At 64.3% G+C, this 15,060-nt stretch carries 18 protein-coding genes; 5 read left to right on the forward strand and 13 right to left on the reverse strand.

The window, feature by feature from the left end; genetic code table 11:
- Positions 1 to 52 precede the first annotated feature (52 nt).
- A complete protein-coding gene (locus AX725_RS16750; RefSeq protein ID WP_230962297.1) occupies positions 53 to 421 on the forward strand; it encodes a YciI family protein in 369 nt (122 codons plus the stop codon).
- On the forward strand, positions 418 to 1,647 hold the full coding sequence (locus AX725_RS16755) for an RNA polymerase sigma factor (protein ID WP_060978136.1): 1,230 nt from the start codon (positions 418 to 420) through the stop codon (positions 1,645 to 1,647). Before AX725_RS16750 ends, AX725_RS16755 begins: the two co-directional genes overlap by 4 nt.
- Here AX725_RS16755 and AX725_RS16760 read toward each other — a convergent pair.
- From AX725_RS16760 to AX725_RS16775, 4 genes are all read right to left on the reverse strand, one after another.
- Positions 1,586 to 2,296, reverse strand: a complete 711-nt coding sequence (locus AX725_RS16760) for a TIGR02117 family protein (protein WP_082730661.1) — start codon at positions 2,294 to 2,296, stop codon at positions 1,586 to 1,588. The genes AX725_RS16755 and AX725_RS16760 overlap by 62 nt on opposite strands.
- 169 nt (positions 2,297 to 2,465) lie before the next feature.
- A complete protein-coding gene (locus AX725_RS16765; protein WP_060978137.1) occupies positions 2,466 to 3,389 on the reverse strand; it encodes a 50S ribosomal protein L11 methyltransferase in 924 nt (307 codons plus the stop codon).
- A gap of 192 nt (positions 3,390 to 3,581) precedes the next feature.
- The gene (locus tag AX725_RS16770) at positions 3,582 to 4,340 is read right to left on the reverse strand and encodes an SDR family NAD(P)-dependent oxidoreductase (protein WP_208597908.1); all 759 of its coding nucleotides are present in this window, start codon (positions 4,338 to 4,340) and stop codon (positions 3,582 to 3,584) included.
- A 48-nt stretch (positions 4,341 to 4,388) separates the two neighbouring features.
- Complete coding sequence (locus AX725_RS16775; RefSeq protein ID WP_060978138.1) at positions 4,389 to 5,792, reverse strand: methyl-accepting chemotaxis protein; 1,404 nt, start codon at positions 5,790 to 5,792, stop codon at positions 4,389 to 4,391.
- A gap of 220 nt (positions 5,793 to 6,012) precedes the next feature.
- Between AX725_RS16775 and sdhC the strand changes: the two genes are divergently transcribed.
- From sdhC to sdhA, 3 genes are read left to right on the forward strand one after another with little or no spacing between them, the layout of a single operon-like run.
- Positions 6,013 to 6,402: a succinate dehydrogenase, cytochrome b556 subunit gene (gene sdhC / locus AX725_RS16780; RefSeq protein WP_060978139.1), complete on the forward strand. Its 390-nt coding sequence runs from the start codon at positions 6,013 to 6,015 to the stop codon at positions 6,400 to 6,402.
- A gap of 59 nt (positions 6,403 to 6,461) precedes the next feature.
- A complete protein-coding gene (sdhD, locus tag AX725_RS16785; protein WP_060978157.1) occupies positions 6,462 to 6,851 on the forward strand; it encodes a succinate dehydrogenase, hydrophobic membrane anchor protein in 390 nt (129 codons plus the stop codon).
- On the forward strand, positions 6,851 to 8,653 hold the full coding sequence (gene sdhA / locus AX725_RS16790) for a succinate dehydrogenase flavoprotein subunit (RefSeq protein ID WP_060978140.1): 1,803 nt from the start codon (positions 6,851 to 6,853) through the stop codon (positions 8,651 to 8,653). Before sdhD ends, sdhA begins: the two co-directional genes overlap by 1 nt.
- 83 nt (positions 8,654 to 8,736) lie before the next feature.
- Here the strand turns inward: sdhA and AX725_RS16795 are convergent, their stop codons facing one another.
- From AX725_RS16795 to AX725_RS16835, 9 genes are all read right to left on the reverse strand, one after another.
- Positions 8,737 to 9,030 carry a type II toxin-antitoxin system RelE/ParE family toxin gene (locus AX725_RS16795; RefSeq protein WP_060978141.1) on the reverse strand — a complete coding sequence of 98 codons (294 nt, stop codon included), beginning with the start codon at positions 9,028 to 9,030 and terminating at the stop codon, positions 8,737 to 8,739.
- Positions 9,020 to 9,262, reverse strand: a complete 243-nt coding sequence (locus AX725_RS16800) for a type II toxin-antitoxin system ParD family antitoxin (protein ID WP_060978142.1) — start codon at positions 9,260 to 9,262, stop codon at positions 9,020 to 9,022. Before AX725_RS16800 ends, AX725_RS16795 begins: the two co-directional genes overlap by 11 nt.
- A 137-nt stretch (positions 9,263 to 9,399) precedes the next feature.
- Positions 9,400 to 11,712, reverse strand: coding sequence for a polyribonucleotide nucleotidyltransferase (gene pnp / locus AX725_RS16805; protein ID WP_060978143.1), 2,313 nt, complete (start codon positions 11,710 to 11,712; stop codon positions 9,400 to 9,402).
- Positions 11,713 to 11,919: 207 nt separating this feature from the next.
- Positions 11,920 to 12,189 carry a 30S ribosomal protein S15 gene (rpsO, locus tag AX725_RS16810; protein ID WP_023838184.1) on the reverse strand — a complete coding sequence of 90 codons (270 nt, stop codon included), beginning with the start codon at positions 12,187 to 12,189 and terminating at the stop codon, positions 11,920 to 11,922.
- Positions 12,190 to 12,207: 18 nt separating this feature from the next.
- Entirely contained in the window at positions 12,208 to 13,197 is a 990-nt protein-coding gene (gene truB, locus AX725_RS16815; RefSeq protein WP_060978144.1) for a tRNA pseudouridine(55) synthase TruB, read from the reverse strand.
- A 54-nt stretch (positions 13,198 to 13,251) separates the two neighbouring features.
- Positions 13,252 to 13,797 (reverse strand): GNAT family N-acetyltransferase, encoded by a 546-nt coding sequence (locus AX725_RS16820; protein WP_060978145.1) that lies wholly within the window; start codon positions 13,795 to 13,797, stop codon positions 13,252 to 13,254.
- A complete protein-coding gene (locus AX725_RS16825) occupies positions 13,794 to 14,369 on the reverse strand; it encodes a thymidine kinase (protein WP_060978146.1) in 576 nt (191 codons plus the stop codon). The genes AX725_RS16820 and AX725_RS16825 overlap by 4 nt, the downstream gene beginning before the upstream one ends.
- Positions 14,369 to 14,815, reverse strand: coding sequence for a type II toxin-antitoxin system VapC family toxin (locus AX725_RS16830; protein WP_081096985.1), 447 nt, complete (start codon positions 14,813 to 14,815; stop codon positions 14,369 to 14,371). The genes AX725_RS16825 and AX725_RS16830 overlap by 1 nt, the downstream gene beginning before the upstream one ends.
- Positions 14,775 to 15,056: an AbrB/MazE/SpoVT family DNA-binding domain-containing protein gene (locus tag AX725_RS16835; protein WP_060978148.1), complete on the reverse strand. Its 282-nt coding sequence runs from the start codon at positions 15,054 to 15,056 to the stop codon at positions 14,775 to 14,777. Before AX725_RS16835 ends, AX725_RS16830 begins: the two co-directional genes overlap by 41 nt.
- Positions 15,057 to 15,060 lie beyond the last annotated feature (4 nt).

The raw sequence follows: 15,060 nt of genomic DNA on the forward strand, positions 1-15,060 counted from the left end.
TCGCCGTTCGTCATGGGGCAGAACGCGCGTTTGGCCGTTCGGATGAGGAGACATGATGATGCAGTATATGCTGATGATCCACGAGGACGAGAGCGTCTATGAAGGCCCCGAGGGCGAGAAGCTGCTCGCCGAGACGCTGGCGGCGCACATGGCGCTGGGCGAGGCGCTGGTCGCCGCCGGAGTCAGCTATTCGGGCGAGCGCCTGAAGCCCGCTTCGACCGCGACGACGATCCGCTGGAACATGGGGGAGCACCAGATCCACGACGGGGCATTTTCGGAAAGCCATGAGGAGCTGGGCGGCTTCTACATCATCGATGTCGCCAATCTCGACGAGGCGCTGGCTTGGGCCAAGCGCATCCCGATCCCCAAGGGCGCGCTCGAAATCCGCCCCATCTGGCCGATGAGCGGCCCCGACGCATGAGCGCGGACGGGCTGGGCGCGGCGATCATCGCGGCCCGGCCCGCTGTCGTGGCGGCGCTCGCGGCGCGGTTCCGCGATCTGGACCTGGCCGAGGATGGCTTTGCCGATGCGGCCGAGCTTGCCATGCGCCATTTCGCCGATGCGCCGCCGCCCTGCAATCTCGGCGGCTGGCTGCATGTCGCGGGCAAGCGCCGGATCATCGACCGGCTGCGGCGCGAGGCGCGGCTGGCCGAGCTCATCGCGGAGCAGCCCGAGCAAGCGGAGGGCGAGGACATGGCTGTCGTCCAGCTTTTCGACGAGCAGATCCCGGACGAGCGGCTGCGGCTGATCTTCATCTGCTGCCACCCCGCGATCGCGCCCGAGGCACGCGCGGCGCTGACGCTGCGCGTGGTCTGCGGCGTGCCGACCGAGCGGATCGCGGCAGCGTTCCTGATGGCTGTGCCCGCCATGGCCCAGCGGCTCACGCGCGCCAAGGCCAAGATCCGCGAGGCGGGCGTGCCGTTCGAGACGCCGCCGCCGCATCTCTGGGCCGAGCGTCTGCAATCGGTGCTGGCGACGCTCGAGATTGGCTATGCGCTGGCCTTTCAGGATGCAGCAGGCAGCGAGCCGACCGCCGATCTGGGGCCGGAGGTGCTGCGGCTCACCGACATGCTCGCCGAACTGCTGCCCGATGACCCCGAGGTGCTGGGGTTGGCCGCTTTGGTGCAATTCGCCGAGGCGCGGCGCGCGGCGCGGGTGGATGGTGATGGCCGGATGATCCCGCTGAGCGAACAGGATTGCACTCTCTGGGACGACCGGTTGATCGGCTCGGCGGCGAGGCTGATGCGAAGCGCTGCGGCGATCGGGCGCAGCGGGCCGTACCAGCTGATGGCCGCGATCCACCTCACCCATGCGCGGCGCAAGGCCGAGGCTCGGACCGACTGGGCGGCGATCCTCAAGCTTTACGATCTGCTCAGCCTGCTGCGACCCGGACCGGTGACCGCGATCAACCGCGCCGTCGCGCTGTCGAAAGTCGAGGGGGCCGAGGCAGGGCTCATTGCACTCGAGATGCTGGGCGGCGACAAGCTCGCGGGTTATCGCCCCTGGCACGCGGCGCGCGCGCATCTGCTTGCGCGGAGGGGCGACCCCGAAGGCGCAGCAGCGGCCTATCGCAGGGCGCTCGCGCTCAATCCGGCGCGGGCGGAGCGATTGTTTCTGGAGGCGAAACTTCGGGAAACCAGCGCATGACATGATGTTCGGCCGGGGTCCACGCGCCGATCCGCACGCCGATGGCGCGAAGATGGTCGCCGGTCCAGGCGTTGCAGCTATGAATGAGCGAATATCGCCCGGTTGCTGCGTAGAACACATCGTCGCCGCCATAGCCGGGGATGGGTTTGAGCGGGCCGCGCTCGGGAAAGGCGATGTCCTGCATCAATCGGTCGGCAAGTCTGCGATAGGCGGCATGGCTGATCACCAGCCTGCGGGCATAGCGGCCCTCTTGCGGGCGGTTCATGTGATAGACGTGGATCAGCGTAGCGTCGCTGCCGATCGCTGCACGCGCCATCGTCATGGGGTCGAGTTGTCGCCAGTCCGGTGTGTTCAGATAGAAATCGCGCTCGCCCCAGCCGATCGCGACGTGATCGGTCGCGCCGGTGGCGTGATAGCGGCTGTCGCCAAGGTCGGTCGGCGGGAAGATGCGGTGCCAGTCGATCCCCTCGGCGCGGGCGGGCAGGATGAAGCCGGTGTGGAAGCCGTTGGTCTCGACATAGATGGTCACGCCGTTGTCGGGCGCGCGCCAGTCGGTGTTGGTGCCCCACAGGCCGCCGATCTCGCCCGCGGCAAAGACGAGGCCCAGGAGCAGGGCCAGCCAGGCGAACAGGGTGCGGGCGAGTTTCATTGCACCCCGTCATTCCCGCGAACGCGGGAATCCCGCTTGCGCTCAACCCTGGAGAAGAAGCGGGACCCCCGCTTGCGCGGGGGTGACGGAGTGGGGCAAAAGAAAGAGGATGCGAGCCCCGCCTTCCGGCTTTCGCCGGAGAACGGCCTTGGCTCCAGGGGGCTGTAAGTCAGGCTCCGCCGGACTTGCACAGCCGCAATACCGTCCAGTCGCCGAGGTCCAGTCGCCCTTCCAGTGCAAAGCCCTGTTCGCGATAGGCGTCCGCCACCGCTTCCGCCTGAGTGCAGAGCAGGCCGGACAGCACCGCATGGCCCCCGGGCGCGGTGACCGTCGCGACATCGGGAGCGAGATCGATCAGCGGTCCGGCAAGGATATTGGCGATCACCAGATCATAAGGCGCGCGGGCCTGAAGCTGCGTATCCTCCAGCCCCTCGGCAATCACCATGGCCAGTGCGCCGGGCTGGTCGCCGATCGCAAGGCCGTTGGTCGCTGCATTATGTTCGACCGCAGGCCCGCAGACCGGGTCGATATCGCTCGCGATCGCGCGCGCCTCGGGCCACAGGTGCATCGCGGCAAAAGCGAGCAACCCCGTGCCCGTGCCTATATCGATATGGTTGGTGACACGCAGCCCGGCGGCCTGCATCGAATCGAGCATCATCAGGCAGCCGCGCGTGGTGTTGTGGTGCCCGGTGCCGAAGGCGAGGCTCGCGGGAATCTCGAAACTGCGCACGCCCGGTTCGTCGGACGCAGGCATTTCGGGCGTATGGACATGAAAGCGCCCGGCGCGGATCGGCGCGAGCCCGGTCTGGCTCAGCGTCACCCAGTCCTCGTCGGGCAGCAATTCCGCGCTCAGTGCCACGCCCGCCGCGCTGGGGACGAGGCCGCGCAGCGTCTCGATCCACTCAGCCTGGGGTTCATCGGTGAAATAGGCATGCAGCGCCCAGCTGCCGGGCAGCTGCGGATCGGCATAGGCATCGACCTCGCTCGCCACCAGGCTTGGGCTGCCGAAGGTACTGTCGTCGAGCGTCATGTCCTCGGTCACGGCCTGCGCCTCGGCGAGCGTGCAGGGGATGGTGACTTTCCAGTTGTCCAATGCGGGGGTCCTCGTGCCTCGGGTTTGCTGGGGCCATAAAGCGATGCCGGGATGTTGGCCAGTGCTTGCCCCACTTATCCCATCCGTCACCCTGAACTTGTTTCAGGGTCCATTTCGCCGGATTGGGCCTTGGTGTGCGGGGCACGATGGATCCTGAAACAAGTTCAGGATGACGAACCTCTCGACCACCCCCTAGCGCACGTAGCTCGCTCCGTTCACGTCGAGCACGGCGCCGGTCATTGAGGGCGGCGCGTCGATGGCGCAGAAGCTGGCCATGGTGGCGACCTCGTCGGGCATGGCGACGCGGCCCAGCGGGATGTCGGCGAGCAGCTTGTCGCCGCCGCGGCTCGCCAGATAATCTTCCGCCATGCCGGTCATGGTGAAACCGGGGCAGATGGCAAAGGCATAGATGCCATGGCCCGCATAGGCGCGCGCGATCGATTTGGTCATCGCCACCATGCCGCCCTTGGACGCGGCATAATGCCAGTGCGCCGGGCTGTCGCCGCGATAGGCGGCGCGGCTGGCGATGTTGACGATGCGCCCCTCATTGGCGTGGTCGAGAAAATGCTGCACGGCAAAGCGGCACAGTTGCGCGCTCGCGGTGAGGTTGATCGTCATCGTCTCGTCCCAGGCGGCGAGCCATTCGGCATCGCCCCGTTCGATCGGATTGGCGACAAAGATGCCGGCATTGTTGATCAGCACGTCGATGCGGCCGTCGAGAAGATCGATCGCTTCCTGCCAGAGCAGGTCGGGCCCGCGAAAATCGCCGAAATCGGCCGCGACCACGTCCCATTCTGGCGCATCGGGGCTGTCATCGGGGAAAGGACGGCTCGCATGGCCGACCACCCGATGGCCGGCTTCGTGGAGCAGGTCGGCAATCGCGCGGCCGATGCCGCGGCTGGAGCCGGTGACGAGAATATTCTGTTCGACGCTGATCATGCGCGTCAGCATATCGCCGCGCTGCGGTGCGGTCCATCGCTGCAACGCGATTTGGCGGCGTCAGGCGCTCTTGGCCAAGCCGATCTCGACCGCGAAGCGATCCGATCGGTTGCGCAGTTCGACCAGCTGGTTCTGCAGATGGCTGAACCCGGCACCGACCTTGTCCATCTCGCTCGCCAGGCTTTCGGTGTCGATGCGGATCGTGCCGATGGTGTTCGACATCGAATCGGCCGCAAGCGCAGTCTCGTCGACCGCAGCGGTGATGATCGTCACGGTCTGCGCCTGGATTTCCATCGCCTCGCGGATGCGGTCGGCGCTCGACTGCACCTCGCTGACCGTGGCGCGCACCGAATCGTTCGAGGCGACCGTGTCGCGCGTGGCCTGCTGGATCGCGGTGATCTTGTGCGCAATATCGTCGGTCGCGCGCGCGGTCTGATTGGCGAGGCTTTTCACCTCCTGCGCGACCACGGCAAAGCCGCGTCCGGCATCGCCCGCGCGCGCCGCCTCGATCGTGGCGTTCAGTGCGAGCAGGTTCGTCTGTCCCGCAATGTCGCGGATCAGGCTGAGGATCGATTCGATCGATTCGGCATGGGTCGAGAGCGTCTGCGTGCTGGCCACGGCGTGACCCGCTTCGCGCGAGGCGCGTTCGGCGACATCGGCCGCGACCTCGACCTCGCTGCGGGCTTCCTCGATCGCACGGATCAGGCCGGCAGCCGTCTGCGCCGCCTCGCGCATGGCGATGGCGGATTGTTCGGCGGCGGCGGCGACCTCGGACGAGCGGCCCAGCATCTGGCGTGCGGCTTCGGATGCGTTGACGACCTGATTCTTCAGGCCGCTGCCCAGATGCGATGCCTGTTGCAACTCGCCATCAACCGTCTGCTTGAAGCTGGCGGTCTGCGCGATCCGCACCTTCTGGGCGTCCTGCTGGGTCATGGTGTTGATGGCAAACGCCATGATCTCGGCCTCGATCACCATGACCTGGGCCGTGGCGCGCGCCAACTGCTGATACCGATCCACGTCATTGGGAAGCTTCTCGCGCATCTTGCTCACGGCAAAGTCGTGCGTGTGCGCATTGGCAGCCAGCAGCTGCCACATCGGGACTCCCAGTTTCTGGGCGAACAGGGCGTGGCTGAAGGCCATTTCCACCCAGAGTTGACCATCGAGATTGGCCATTTTCTCGTGGGTGTAGCGTCGGCTGGCCTCGATATTCTGATGCTTCAGCTTCTCGATGTCATCGGTCTTGCTGGCGAGCTCGGCAATAGAACTGAAATGATCCCAGAAGCACTGGGCAATGGCGTCCTGGTCCTGCTTCAGCAGTTCCAGCGCCTGGCGCGCGAGGCGAGGCAGGTCGCCGGCAGCGTCAAAGGCCGCCAGCCTGCGACTGATCGAAAGCTCGTGAGCCACGGACTGGTAAAGTGCCTTGATACTGGCACTACCCTTCGTGTCCTTGCTGTGGTCTGCCATGCCGTCCTCTTGCCAAGCTGGATGATTGAGCAATCGGCATATGCGCACATGGTTAACGCCGGGTTATTGCTGCGCCCGCTCGAGCTGCATTGCTGCGCAGGCCGATGCCGGGCCTGCAATGGAGCGCGCACAATCAGCAATTGCATCATGTGGGCAATCGGCTAAACAGGCGCGGGACGCAAATTCGCTTATGAACACGAACGTTTAAACGGGGGAGACCATGGCAAAACCATCGGGCAGGCCGCTGTCGCCGCACCTTTCCATCTGGCGTTGGGGCCCGGCCATGCTGGTCTCGATCCTCCATCGCGCAACGGGCGACGGCATGGCCGTGATCGGCGGGATTCTGCTCATCGGCTGGCTGATGGCGCTTGCCAGCGGACCCGAGGCCTATGCCTGGTATGTCGGCTGGGCCACCAGCCCCATCGGCTATCTGCTGATGGTCGGCCTGTCCTGGGCCTTCTTCCAGCACATGCTCTCGGGCCTCCGCCATTTTGTGCTCGATATCGGCGCGGGCTATGAGGTTGACAACAACAACCGCTGGTCGGCGCTGCTGCCGGTGCTGTCGATCGTGCTGACGGCGTTTTTGTGGGCGATCATCTTTTTCGCCTGATCTTTTGAATTATCTGTGCGGCGTGGCGGGCTATGGGGCCTGCGCGCAAGGAGTCGACCATGGGAAGTGGCACCAGAATTGGCAAGGTTCGCGGGCTGGGGTCCGCCAAAACGGGAACGCATCACTGGGTGATGGCGCGGGTCACCGCGGTCAGCAATCTCATCCTGATGCTGTGGTTCATCGCCTCGCTGGTCAGCCTGCCTGCGCTCGATCATGCGACGGTCACCGCCTGGCTCTCTGCGCCGCTGCCCGCGACCGCGATGATCCTGCTGATCGTCACCGTTTTCTATCACCTGCGCCTGGGCCTGCAGGTCATCGTCGAGGACTATGTGCATGACCATGGCACCAAGTTCGGCGTGATCCTGCTGCTCAACTTCTACGCCGTTGCCGGGGCCGCCCTCGGCATTTTCGCCGTTGCGCGCATTGCATTTGCCGGAGCTGCCAGCTGATGACCGAAGCCTATAAGATCATCGACCATGTGTACGACACGGTTGTCGTCGGCGCGGGCGGATCGGGCCTGCGCGCCACCATGGGCAGCGCCGAAGCGGGGCTGAAGACCGCGTGCATCACCAAGGTGTTCCCGACCCGCAGCCATACCGTGGCGGCGCAGGGCGGCATTGCAGCAAGCCTGGGCAACAATTCGCCCGACCACTGGTCGTGGCACATGTACGATACCGTCAAGGGATCGGACTGGCTCGGCGACCAGGATGCGATCGAATATATGGTGCGCGAGGCACCCGCTGCCGTCTACGAGCTCGAGCATGCCGGTGTGCCGTTCAGCCGCAACGACAATGGTACCATCTATCAGCGTCCGTTCGGCGGGCACATGCAGAACATGGGCGAAGGCCCGCCGGTGCAGCGCACCTGCGCCGCCGCCGACCGCACCGGTCATGCCATGCTGCACGCGCTGTACCAGCAGTCGCTGAAGTACGATTCGGATTTCTTCATCGAATATTTCGCCATCGACCTGATCATGGAAGACGGCGTATGCCGGGGCGTGATCGCGCTGTGCATGGAGGATGGCTCCATCCACCGCTTCCGCAGCCATGCCGTGGTGCTGGCGACGGGCGGATCGGGCCGCTGCTATTTCTCGGCGACCTCGGCGCACACCTGCACGGGTGACGGCGGCGCGATGGTGCTGCGCGCAGGGCTTCCGCTGCAGGACATGGAATTCGTGCAGTTCCACCCGACCGGCATCTATGGCGCGGGCGTGCTGATCACCGAAGGCGCGCGCGGCGAGGGCGGTTACCTGACCAATTCCGAAGGCGAGCGCTTCATGGAGCGCTATGCGCCGTCCGCCAAGGACCTGGCGAGCCGCGACGTCGTCAGCCGCTCGATGGCCGCCGAAATCCGCGAAGGCCGCGGCGTCGGCAAGGAAAACGACCATATCTACCTGCATCTCGACCATATCGACGAGAAGGTGCTGGCCGAACGCCTACCGGGCATTACCGAGACGGGCAAGATCTTCGCGGGCGTCGATCTGACGCGCCAGCCGCTGCCGGTGGTGCCGACCGTGCACTACAATATGGGCGGCATTCCCTGCAATTATCACGGCCAGGTCGTCACCATCAAGGACGGCAACCCGGACACCGTGGTCCCCGGCCTTTACGCCGTGGGCGAGGCTGCCTGCGTCTCGGTGCATGGCGCCAACCGTCTGGGCTCGAACTCGCTGATCGACCTCGTGGTGTTCGGCCGCGCGACCGGACATCACCTGCGCGACACGATCAAGCCCGGCAGCCCGCACAAGGCGCTGCCCAAGGATGCGGCGGACCTGGCGCTGTCGCGTCTCGACCATTTCCGCAACGCCAAGGGCGGATCCCCCACTGCGCAGATTCGCATGGAGATGCAGAAGACGATGCAGAAGCATGCGGCCGTGTTCCGCGATACCCAGCTGCTGTCCGAAGGCACGGCGCTGATGCAGACCGTCAACAAGCGGATGGAGGACGTCCACGTCACCGACCGCTCGCTGATCTGGAACACCGACCTGATCGAGACGCTGGAGCTCGACAACCTGCTCAGCCAGGCCGTGTGCACCATCGAAAGCGCTGCCAACCGCAAGGAAAGCCGCGGCGCGCACATGCACGAGGATTATCCCGAGCGCGACGATGCGAACTTCATGAAGCACACCGTCAGCTGGTTCGAAGGCTGGGGCGGCAAGGGCGGCAAGGTGACGCTCGATTACCGCCCGGTCCACGAATACACGCTCAGCGACGAGGTCGAGTATATCAAGCCCAAGAAGCGGGTGTATTGATCGGCTGGATGGCCATCTGGCGATGACATTGTTCGGGGCAGGCACCGTAAGCGGTTCCTGCCCCGAAGCATTTCTGGGTCGTGTCAAAGGTGCCGGTCGATATCCATCCGCTCGTGCAGGATGCGGATGATCTGCACCGTGTCTTCGATGACCAGATAGAATATCAGGTGGTGCCCGCAGAGGAGCCTGCGGAATTCCTTCCCCTCACTGCGATAGACGGGATTGCGCAGCGGAAAATCGGCCAGCGACGAAATACTCGCGCGCATCGCAGCGAGATAGTGCCGAGCCTGCGCTGCGCCCCATTGCTGTTTGGTATAGCCGGCGATGGTGTCCAGATCCCGGCCAGCAGCGGGGAGCAGGAGGACCTTATGCGGCATCGCCGAAATGGCGTTCCACGAACCCGTCCCAGTCGAACGGCTCGGCAGGTCCGCTTGCCAGACCCTCGCGAAGCGCAGCGTTCAGTGCTTCGCGCCGTTCATCCTCGGCCATAAACCGCCGCATTGCCTCGCGCACAACCTCGCTGGTAGAGCCGTACTCACCCGATTCCACCTTGCGGCGGGCAAATTCCTGAAATGGCGCGCCGAGCGCGATGGAGGTGTTCTTCGACATCCGACTAAGATACCAGAATTTGGTAACCTATCAAATCACCCTTCAGCCAAAAAAAACCGGCCGGAAGCGCGGGGCTTCCAGCCGGTCTTTGTCACGTCACGGGATGAACCCGCAACGCCAGCAGCAAACTGCTAGTCTCAGTTTTCGCCGGTGATGAAGTCGGGCAGGCCGGCGTCGCCGCCGGTCTCGCCGCCTTCCGAGCGCTCGGGACGACCACGGCCGCGGCCGCCTCCGCCCGAACGTTCGCCGCCACGGTCACCACCGCGACCACGTCCGCCATCGCCGTCACGACGGGGGCGACGGTCGCCGCGATCGCCACGCTCGCGCGGTTCGCGGGCAGGGCGGGTGTCTTCCAGCTCTTCACCGGTTTCCTGATCGACAACGCGCATCGACAGGCGCACCTTGCCGCGCGGATCGATCTCGAGCACCTTGACCTTCACTTCCTGGCCTTCGGACAGGACATCGGCCACCTTCTCAACCCGCTCGTTGCGGATTTCCGAAACGTGGACCAGACCGTCCTTGCCGCCCATGAAGTTCACGAACGCGCCGAAATCGACCAGGTTGACGACCTTGCCGTTGTAGATCTTGCCGACTTCGGCTTCCTCGACGATGCCCAGAATCCACTTCTTGGCAGCCTCGATCTGGCTGAGGTCGGACGAGCTGATCTTGATCAGGCCTTCGTCGTCGATGTCCACCTTCGCGCCGGTTTCGGCGACGATCTCGCGGATCACCTTGCCGCCGGTGCCGATGACTTCGCGGATCTTCGACTTGTCGATCTGGATCGTCTCGATGCGCGGCGCATGCGCCGACAGTTCGGTGCGGACTTCGCCCAGCGCCTTGGCCATTTCACCCAGGATGTGCGCGCGGCCTTCCTTGGCCTGCGCCAGCGCCTGCGCCATGATCTCGCGGGTGATACCGGCGATCTTGATGTCCATCTGCATCGTGGTGATGCCTTCGGACGTGCCGGCGACCTTGAAGTCCATGTCGCCCAGATGATCTTCGTCACCCAGGATGTCGGAGAGAACCGCGAACTCGCTGCCTTCCAGGATCAGGCCCATGGCGATGCCCGACACCGGACGCTTGAGCGGAACGCCCGCGTCCATCATCGAGAGCGAGCCGCCGCACACCGTGGCCATCGACGACGAGCCGTTGGACTCGGTAATGTCGGAGAGCACACGGATGGTATAGGGGAACTCGTCCTTGCTGGGCAGCACGGGGTGCAGCGCACGCCATGCCAGCTTGCCATGGCCGACTTCGCGGCGACCCGGCGCGCCGAAGCGGCCCACCTCACCGACCGAATAGGGCGGGAAGTTATAGTGCAGCATGAAGCTTTCGTACGACAGGCCGGTCAGGCCGTCGATCATCTGCTCGCTGTCCTTGGTGCCCAAGGTGGTGGTGCAGATCGACTGGGTTTCACCGCGCGTGAACAGCGCCGAACCGTGCGTGCGCGGCAGGAAGCCGACCATCGCCTCGATCGGACGGATCTGCGTGGTGGTGCGGCCGTCGATGCGGCTGCCGTCCTTGAGGATGGCACCGCGCACGATTTCCGCTTCCAGCTTCTTCATCAGCTTCTGCGCAGCCATCTGGTCCTGCGGCGTCGCATCGGCAAAGGCTTCCTTCGCCTTGGCGCGCGCTTCGTTGAGCGCGTTCGAGCGGGCCGACTTGTCGGTCAGCTTGTAGGCCGCGGCAATGTCCGCACCGATCAGGTCCTTGAGCTTCTGCTTGGCGGCGCTCAGGTCAGCCTGCGGAGCCATTTCCCACGGATCCTTGGCAGCCTGTTCGGCGAGCTTGATGATCGCGTCGGTGACTTCGCGACAAGCATTGTGCGCGAATTCGACGGCACCCAGCATCACTTCCTCGGAAAGCTCCTTGGCTTCCGATTCGACCATCATCACCGCGTCATGCGTGGCGGCGACGACCAGATCGAGCTCGCCTTCCTTGACCTCGTCCATCGACGGGTTGAGCTGATATTCGCCGTCCTTGTAGCCGATGCGCGCCGCGCCGATCGGGCCCATGAAGGGCACGCCCGACAGGGTGAGCGCAGCCGAGGCAGCAACCATCGCGACGATATCGGGCTCGGATTCGCCGTCGAACGACAGCACCTGCGCGATCACGTTGATTTCGTTGTAGAAACCTTCGGGGAACAGCGGGCGGACGGGACGGTCGATCAGGCGGCTGGTCAGCGTTTCCTTTTCGGTCGCGCCGCGTTCACGCTTGAAAAAGCCGCCGGGGATGCGGCCTGCTGCGGAGAATTTTTCCTGGTAGTGGACGGTCAGCGGGAAGAAGTCCTGGCCTTCCTTCACCGACTTGGCGGCGGTCACGGCGCACAGCACCACGGTCTCGCCATAGGTGGCCAGCACAGCGCCGTCTGCCTGACGGGCAATACGGCCCGTTTCGAGCTTGAGGGTCTTTCCGCCCCACTCGATTTCTACAGTCTTTACGTCAAACATGGATTTTCCTTGTCGAACCCGGTGCGCCCTATTGCGGACCGGGGCCTCTTCAATTGCCAGGCTGACCGGCCTGGCGCGGTTCGGGGCCATATCTTGCCCCGGCTGGCCCATATCCGCCTCATTGCGAAAGGGCCGTTGGATACCGCGCACTTTAATTTCATGGCGCGGATAAACGAACGGCCCCGCTGGGGGGCCGTTCGAGAATGCTTACTTGCGGAGACCCAGCTTGCCGATCAGGTCGGTATAGCGGGCTTCGTCCTTCTTCTTGAGATAGTCCAGCAGCGAGCGACGCTTGTTGACCATCATCAGAAGACCGCGACGCGAGTGGTTGTCCTTGTGGTGCGACTTGAAGTGCTCGGTCAGGTTGTTGATGCGCTCGGTCAGGATGGCAACCTGTACCTCGGGCGAGCCGGTGTCGTTGGCTTCGCGCGCATATTCCTTGATCACTTCTTCCTTGCGTTCTGCGGTAATCGTCATGTCTTCATTCCTCGAACATCATCCAAAGTTGAAACCGCGCACCACGCGGACCTCCTGGTCCGAAAGCGATACCAGAGCGAGCGGAGCATCATCGCTCCCCCGCGCCCAATAACGCCCATCGTGTGCGGCAATCCCGGTCACGACCTGCCCCATGCGGAGCCGCCTTGCCTGATCGGGAGTGAGGTCAAGAGCCGGGATGTCGGCCAGCCCTGCCTCGAATGGCAAGATTACGTCTTCTGGGGCCGCGCCTTGGCGGATTTCATCCAGTTTGTCCAGCGAAATCGCCTGGTCGAGCCCGAACGGTCCGGCCTGGGTCCGGCGCAGCATCGTCACATGGCCGACAGAGCCCAGCGCCTGCGCGATGTCGCGGGCGAGGCTGCGGATATAGGTGCCCTTGGAGACATGGGCGGAGAGGGTGATGCTTTCAAGCGGCTGTCGACCGGCCCCCATTTCGTCACCCTGAACTTGTTTCAGGGTCCATCCATCGTCTTGGGGCTTCGGCTGCTGGGGCGCGATGGATCCTGAAACAAGTTCAGGATGACGGACAAGCAACGCATGCACCGTCACGGCCCGACTCGCCAGTTCCACCGTCTCGCCCGCGCGCGCTAGGTCGTATGCCCGCTGGCCATCGATCTTGAGTGCCGAGAAAGCCGGGGGCACCTGTTCGATCGGGCCGGTAAAGTGCGGCAGCACCGCCTCGATCTCGGCCAGCGTTGGCCGTACGTCGCTCGTCGCTACCGGCTTGCCCTCGACATCCAGCGTGTCGGTTTCTACCCCGAACCGGATCGTGAAATCATAGTTCTTGTCGCCGTTGAGCATCTGGCCGGTCAGCTTGGTCGCCTCGCCGAGCGCGATCGGCAGCACGCCGGTGGCGAGCGGGTCGAGCGTACCGCCATGGCCGACCTTGACCTTGCCGAACCCGCCCTGGCGGAACGCGCGCTTGACCGCGGTCACCGCGTCGGTCGAGCCCATGGCATAGGGTTTGTCGAGAATGATCCATCCGTGCATCCGCTGCTCGTTAGCAGCGTTGCGCCCCATGGCCAAATGCGAAGGGCAGGGATGTCAGGCCTGGCTGCGTTCCCAATCCTCGCATAGCAGGCCGAACACGCAGGTGTCGCGGACAAAGCCGGTCCAGGTGATGCGGTTGCGGCGCAGCGTCCCTTCATGCATCGCACCCAGCTTGCGCACTGCGGCCTGGCTGCGCAGGTTGCGTGCGTCGACGCGGAATTCGATGCGGGTGAAACCCTGCGCAAAGGCATGGTCGATCATCAGCCGCTTCATCCGCGTGTTGACGCCCGCAGCACCCCGCGCCGACGGCTCGATATAGGTTCCGCCGATCTCCACGACGTGGTTGCGTTCGTCCGGCGCGATATAGCTCGACATGCCGATCACCTGATCGTGCCATAGCACGGCAAAGCGCACCCAGCTGGTGGTGGCGTGGAACTCCTCCATCGCCTTATCGAAATGCTCGCCCAGCATCGAGATGGGGTAGATATCCCAGATCTCGGTATCGCGCGCGCACGCGGCGCGCAGCGGTTCGACATGATGGTCTGCCAGGGGCTCGAGCCGAAGGTCGCCATCGCTCAGCATAGTGCGAAGGCCGCTCATGCCAGCCGCGCCATGAAATGCTTGCGGCACAGCGCGATATAGCGGTCATTGCCGCCAATCTCGGTCTGCGCGCCCTGTTTCACCGCATGACCCGCCGCATCGACCCGCAGGTTCATCGTCGCCTTGGCGCCGCATTCGCACACGGCCTTCAGCTCGACCAGATGGTCGGCGATCGCCAGCAATTGCGCGCTGCCTGGGAAGAGTTCGGCCTGGAAATCGGTGCGCAGCCCATAGCAGAGCACCGGAATCCGCAGCTCGTCGCAAATGCGCGCGCACTGGAAGACCTGCGTCTTGGTGAGGAATTGCGCCTCGTCGACCAGCACGCAATCAAGCGGGGCCGAGGCGAGGTCCAGCGCCACCGCTGCAAAGATGTCGGTCTCCGGCTCGAACAGATGCGCGGGCGCCTTGAGGCCGATGCGCGAGGTGATCTGGCCCGCGCCATAGCGATCGTCGAACGCCGCGGTCCACAGCATCGCGCGCATCCCGCGCTCGGCATAGTTGAACGCCGCCTGGAGCAGCGTGGAGGATTTGCCCGCGTTCATCGAGGCGTAGTAGAAATAGAGCTTGGCCATCAGGGGAGGCTTCCAAGAGTTTCAACCGGAACCGGGCTTTCGCCTCCAGCCTTGCGAGCAATGGCTTTGTCAAAGGTCGCGAAAACCGGGGCTGCGCCGGTTGCGGCAACGATGTGCATCATGTCGGCCCAATCCGCGCCTTGAAGAAATCGGTCTATCGCCCATAAGACCGAGTTGCCCTGTTCCACCTGCACATGTTCGACTTCAACGACTTTGTGCAGCATACTGGCGACGATGGGCCTCGGGATTTTCAGAGCCTTTTCCAGGACCCAGCCGAGTTCGGTGAGCACTGTCAGCGAGACGTAAGCCGGTTCACGAAGAATTTGGATCGCAAGCGAGGATTGCGCAGGATCATCACCAAGCAGCCATCGCGCCAGAATGTTTGTATCGACGGCCCGCACGCGATTATCGGCCAGCAACGGCGTCCATGTCCGGATCGTCGACATCCGGTGACCAGCTCAATCTTTCGATCGGTATCGGGGGCCCCTCATGCCGGTACAGCTGCCGAAGTTCGTGTGTGGCTTCCTCAATGGAGAGCCGCTTGGTGCGCGCCACGGGGCGGAGCATGACACCGTCGCCCATCGGGATCACCTCGAGGTCCCGACCCTGTGCCCAGCCCAGGCGATCGCGAACATCCTTGGGGATGACGATCTGTCCCTTGGCGGAAAGGCGTGTGACGTCGTTCATTGCG

This window comes from Blastomonas sp. CCH9-A1 (assembly GCF_001557175.1).
Taxonomy (GTDB): Bacteria; Pseudomonadota; Alphaproteobacteria; order Sphingomonadales; family Sphingomonadaceae; genus Blastomonas; species Blastomonas delafieldii_A.

Coding starts and splice junctions, on each gene's coding strand:
- AX725_RS16820 (WP_060978145.1), bottom strand. CDS start 13,797: ATGAGCGGCCTTCGCACTATGCTGAGCGATGGCGACCTTCGGCTCGAG.
- pnp (WP_060978143.1), bottom strand. CDS start 11,712: ATGTTTGACGTAAAGACTGTAGAAATCGAGTGGGGCGGAAAGACCCTC.
- truB (WP_060978144.1), bottom strand. CDS start 13,197: ATGCACGGATGGATCATTCTCGACAAACCCTATGCCATGGGCTCGACC.
- AX725_RS16775 (WP_060978138.1), bottom strand. CDS start 5,792: ATGGCAGACCACAGCAAGGACACGAAGGGTAGTGCCAGTATCAAGGCA.
- sdhC (WP_060978139.1), top strand. CDS start 6,013: ATGGCAAAACCATCGGGCAGGCCGCTGTCGCCGCACCTTTCCATCTGG.
- rpsO (WP_023838184.1), bottom strand. CDS start 12,189: ATGACGATTACCGCAGAACGCAAGGAAGAAGTGATCAAGGAATATGCG.
- sdhD (WP_060978157.1), top strand. CDS start 6,462: ATGGGAAGTGGCACCAGAATTGGCAAGGTTCGCGGGCTGGGGTCCGCC.
- AX725_RS16755 (WP_060978136.1), top strand. CDS start 418: ATGAGCGCGGACGGGCTGGGCGCGGCGATCATCGCGGCCCGGCCCGCT.
- AX725_RS16795 (WP_060978141.1), bottom strand. CDS start 9,030: ATGCCGCATAAGGTCCTCCTGCTCCCCGCTGCTGGCCGGGATCTGGAC.
- AX725_RS16825 (WP_060978146.1), bottom strand. CDS start 14,369: ATGGCCAAGCTCTATTTCTACTACGCCTCGATGAACGCGGGCAAATCC.
- AX725_RS16770 (WP_208597908.1), bottom strand. CDS start 4,340: ATGCTGACGCGCATGATCAGCGTCGAACAGAATATTCTCGTCACCGGC.
- AX725_RS16800 (WP_060978142.1), bottom strand. CDS start 9,262: ATGTCGAAGAACACCTCCATCGCGCTCGGCGCGCCATTTCAGGAATTT.
- AX725_RS16760 (WP_082730661.1), bottom strand. CDS start 2,296: ATGAAACTCGCCCGCACCCTGTTCGCCTGGCTGGCCCTGCTCCTGGGC.
- sdhA (WP_060978140.1), top strand. CDS start 6,851: ATGACCGAAGCCTATAAGATCATCGACCATGTGTACGACACGGTTGTC.
- AX725_RS16835 (WP_060978148.1), bottom strand. CDS start 15,056: ATGAACGACGTCACACGCCTTTCCGCCAAGGGACAGATCGTCATCCCC.
- AX725_RS16830 (WP_081096985.1), bottom strand. CDS start 14,815: ATGTCGACGATCCGGACATGGACGCCGTTGCTGGCCGATAATCGCGTG.
- AX725_RS16750 (WP_230962297.1), top strand. CDS start 53: ATGATGATGCAGTATATGCTGATGATCCACGAGGACGAGAGCGTCTAT.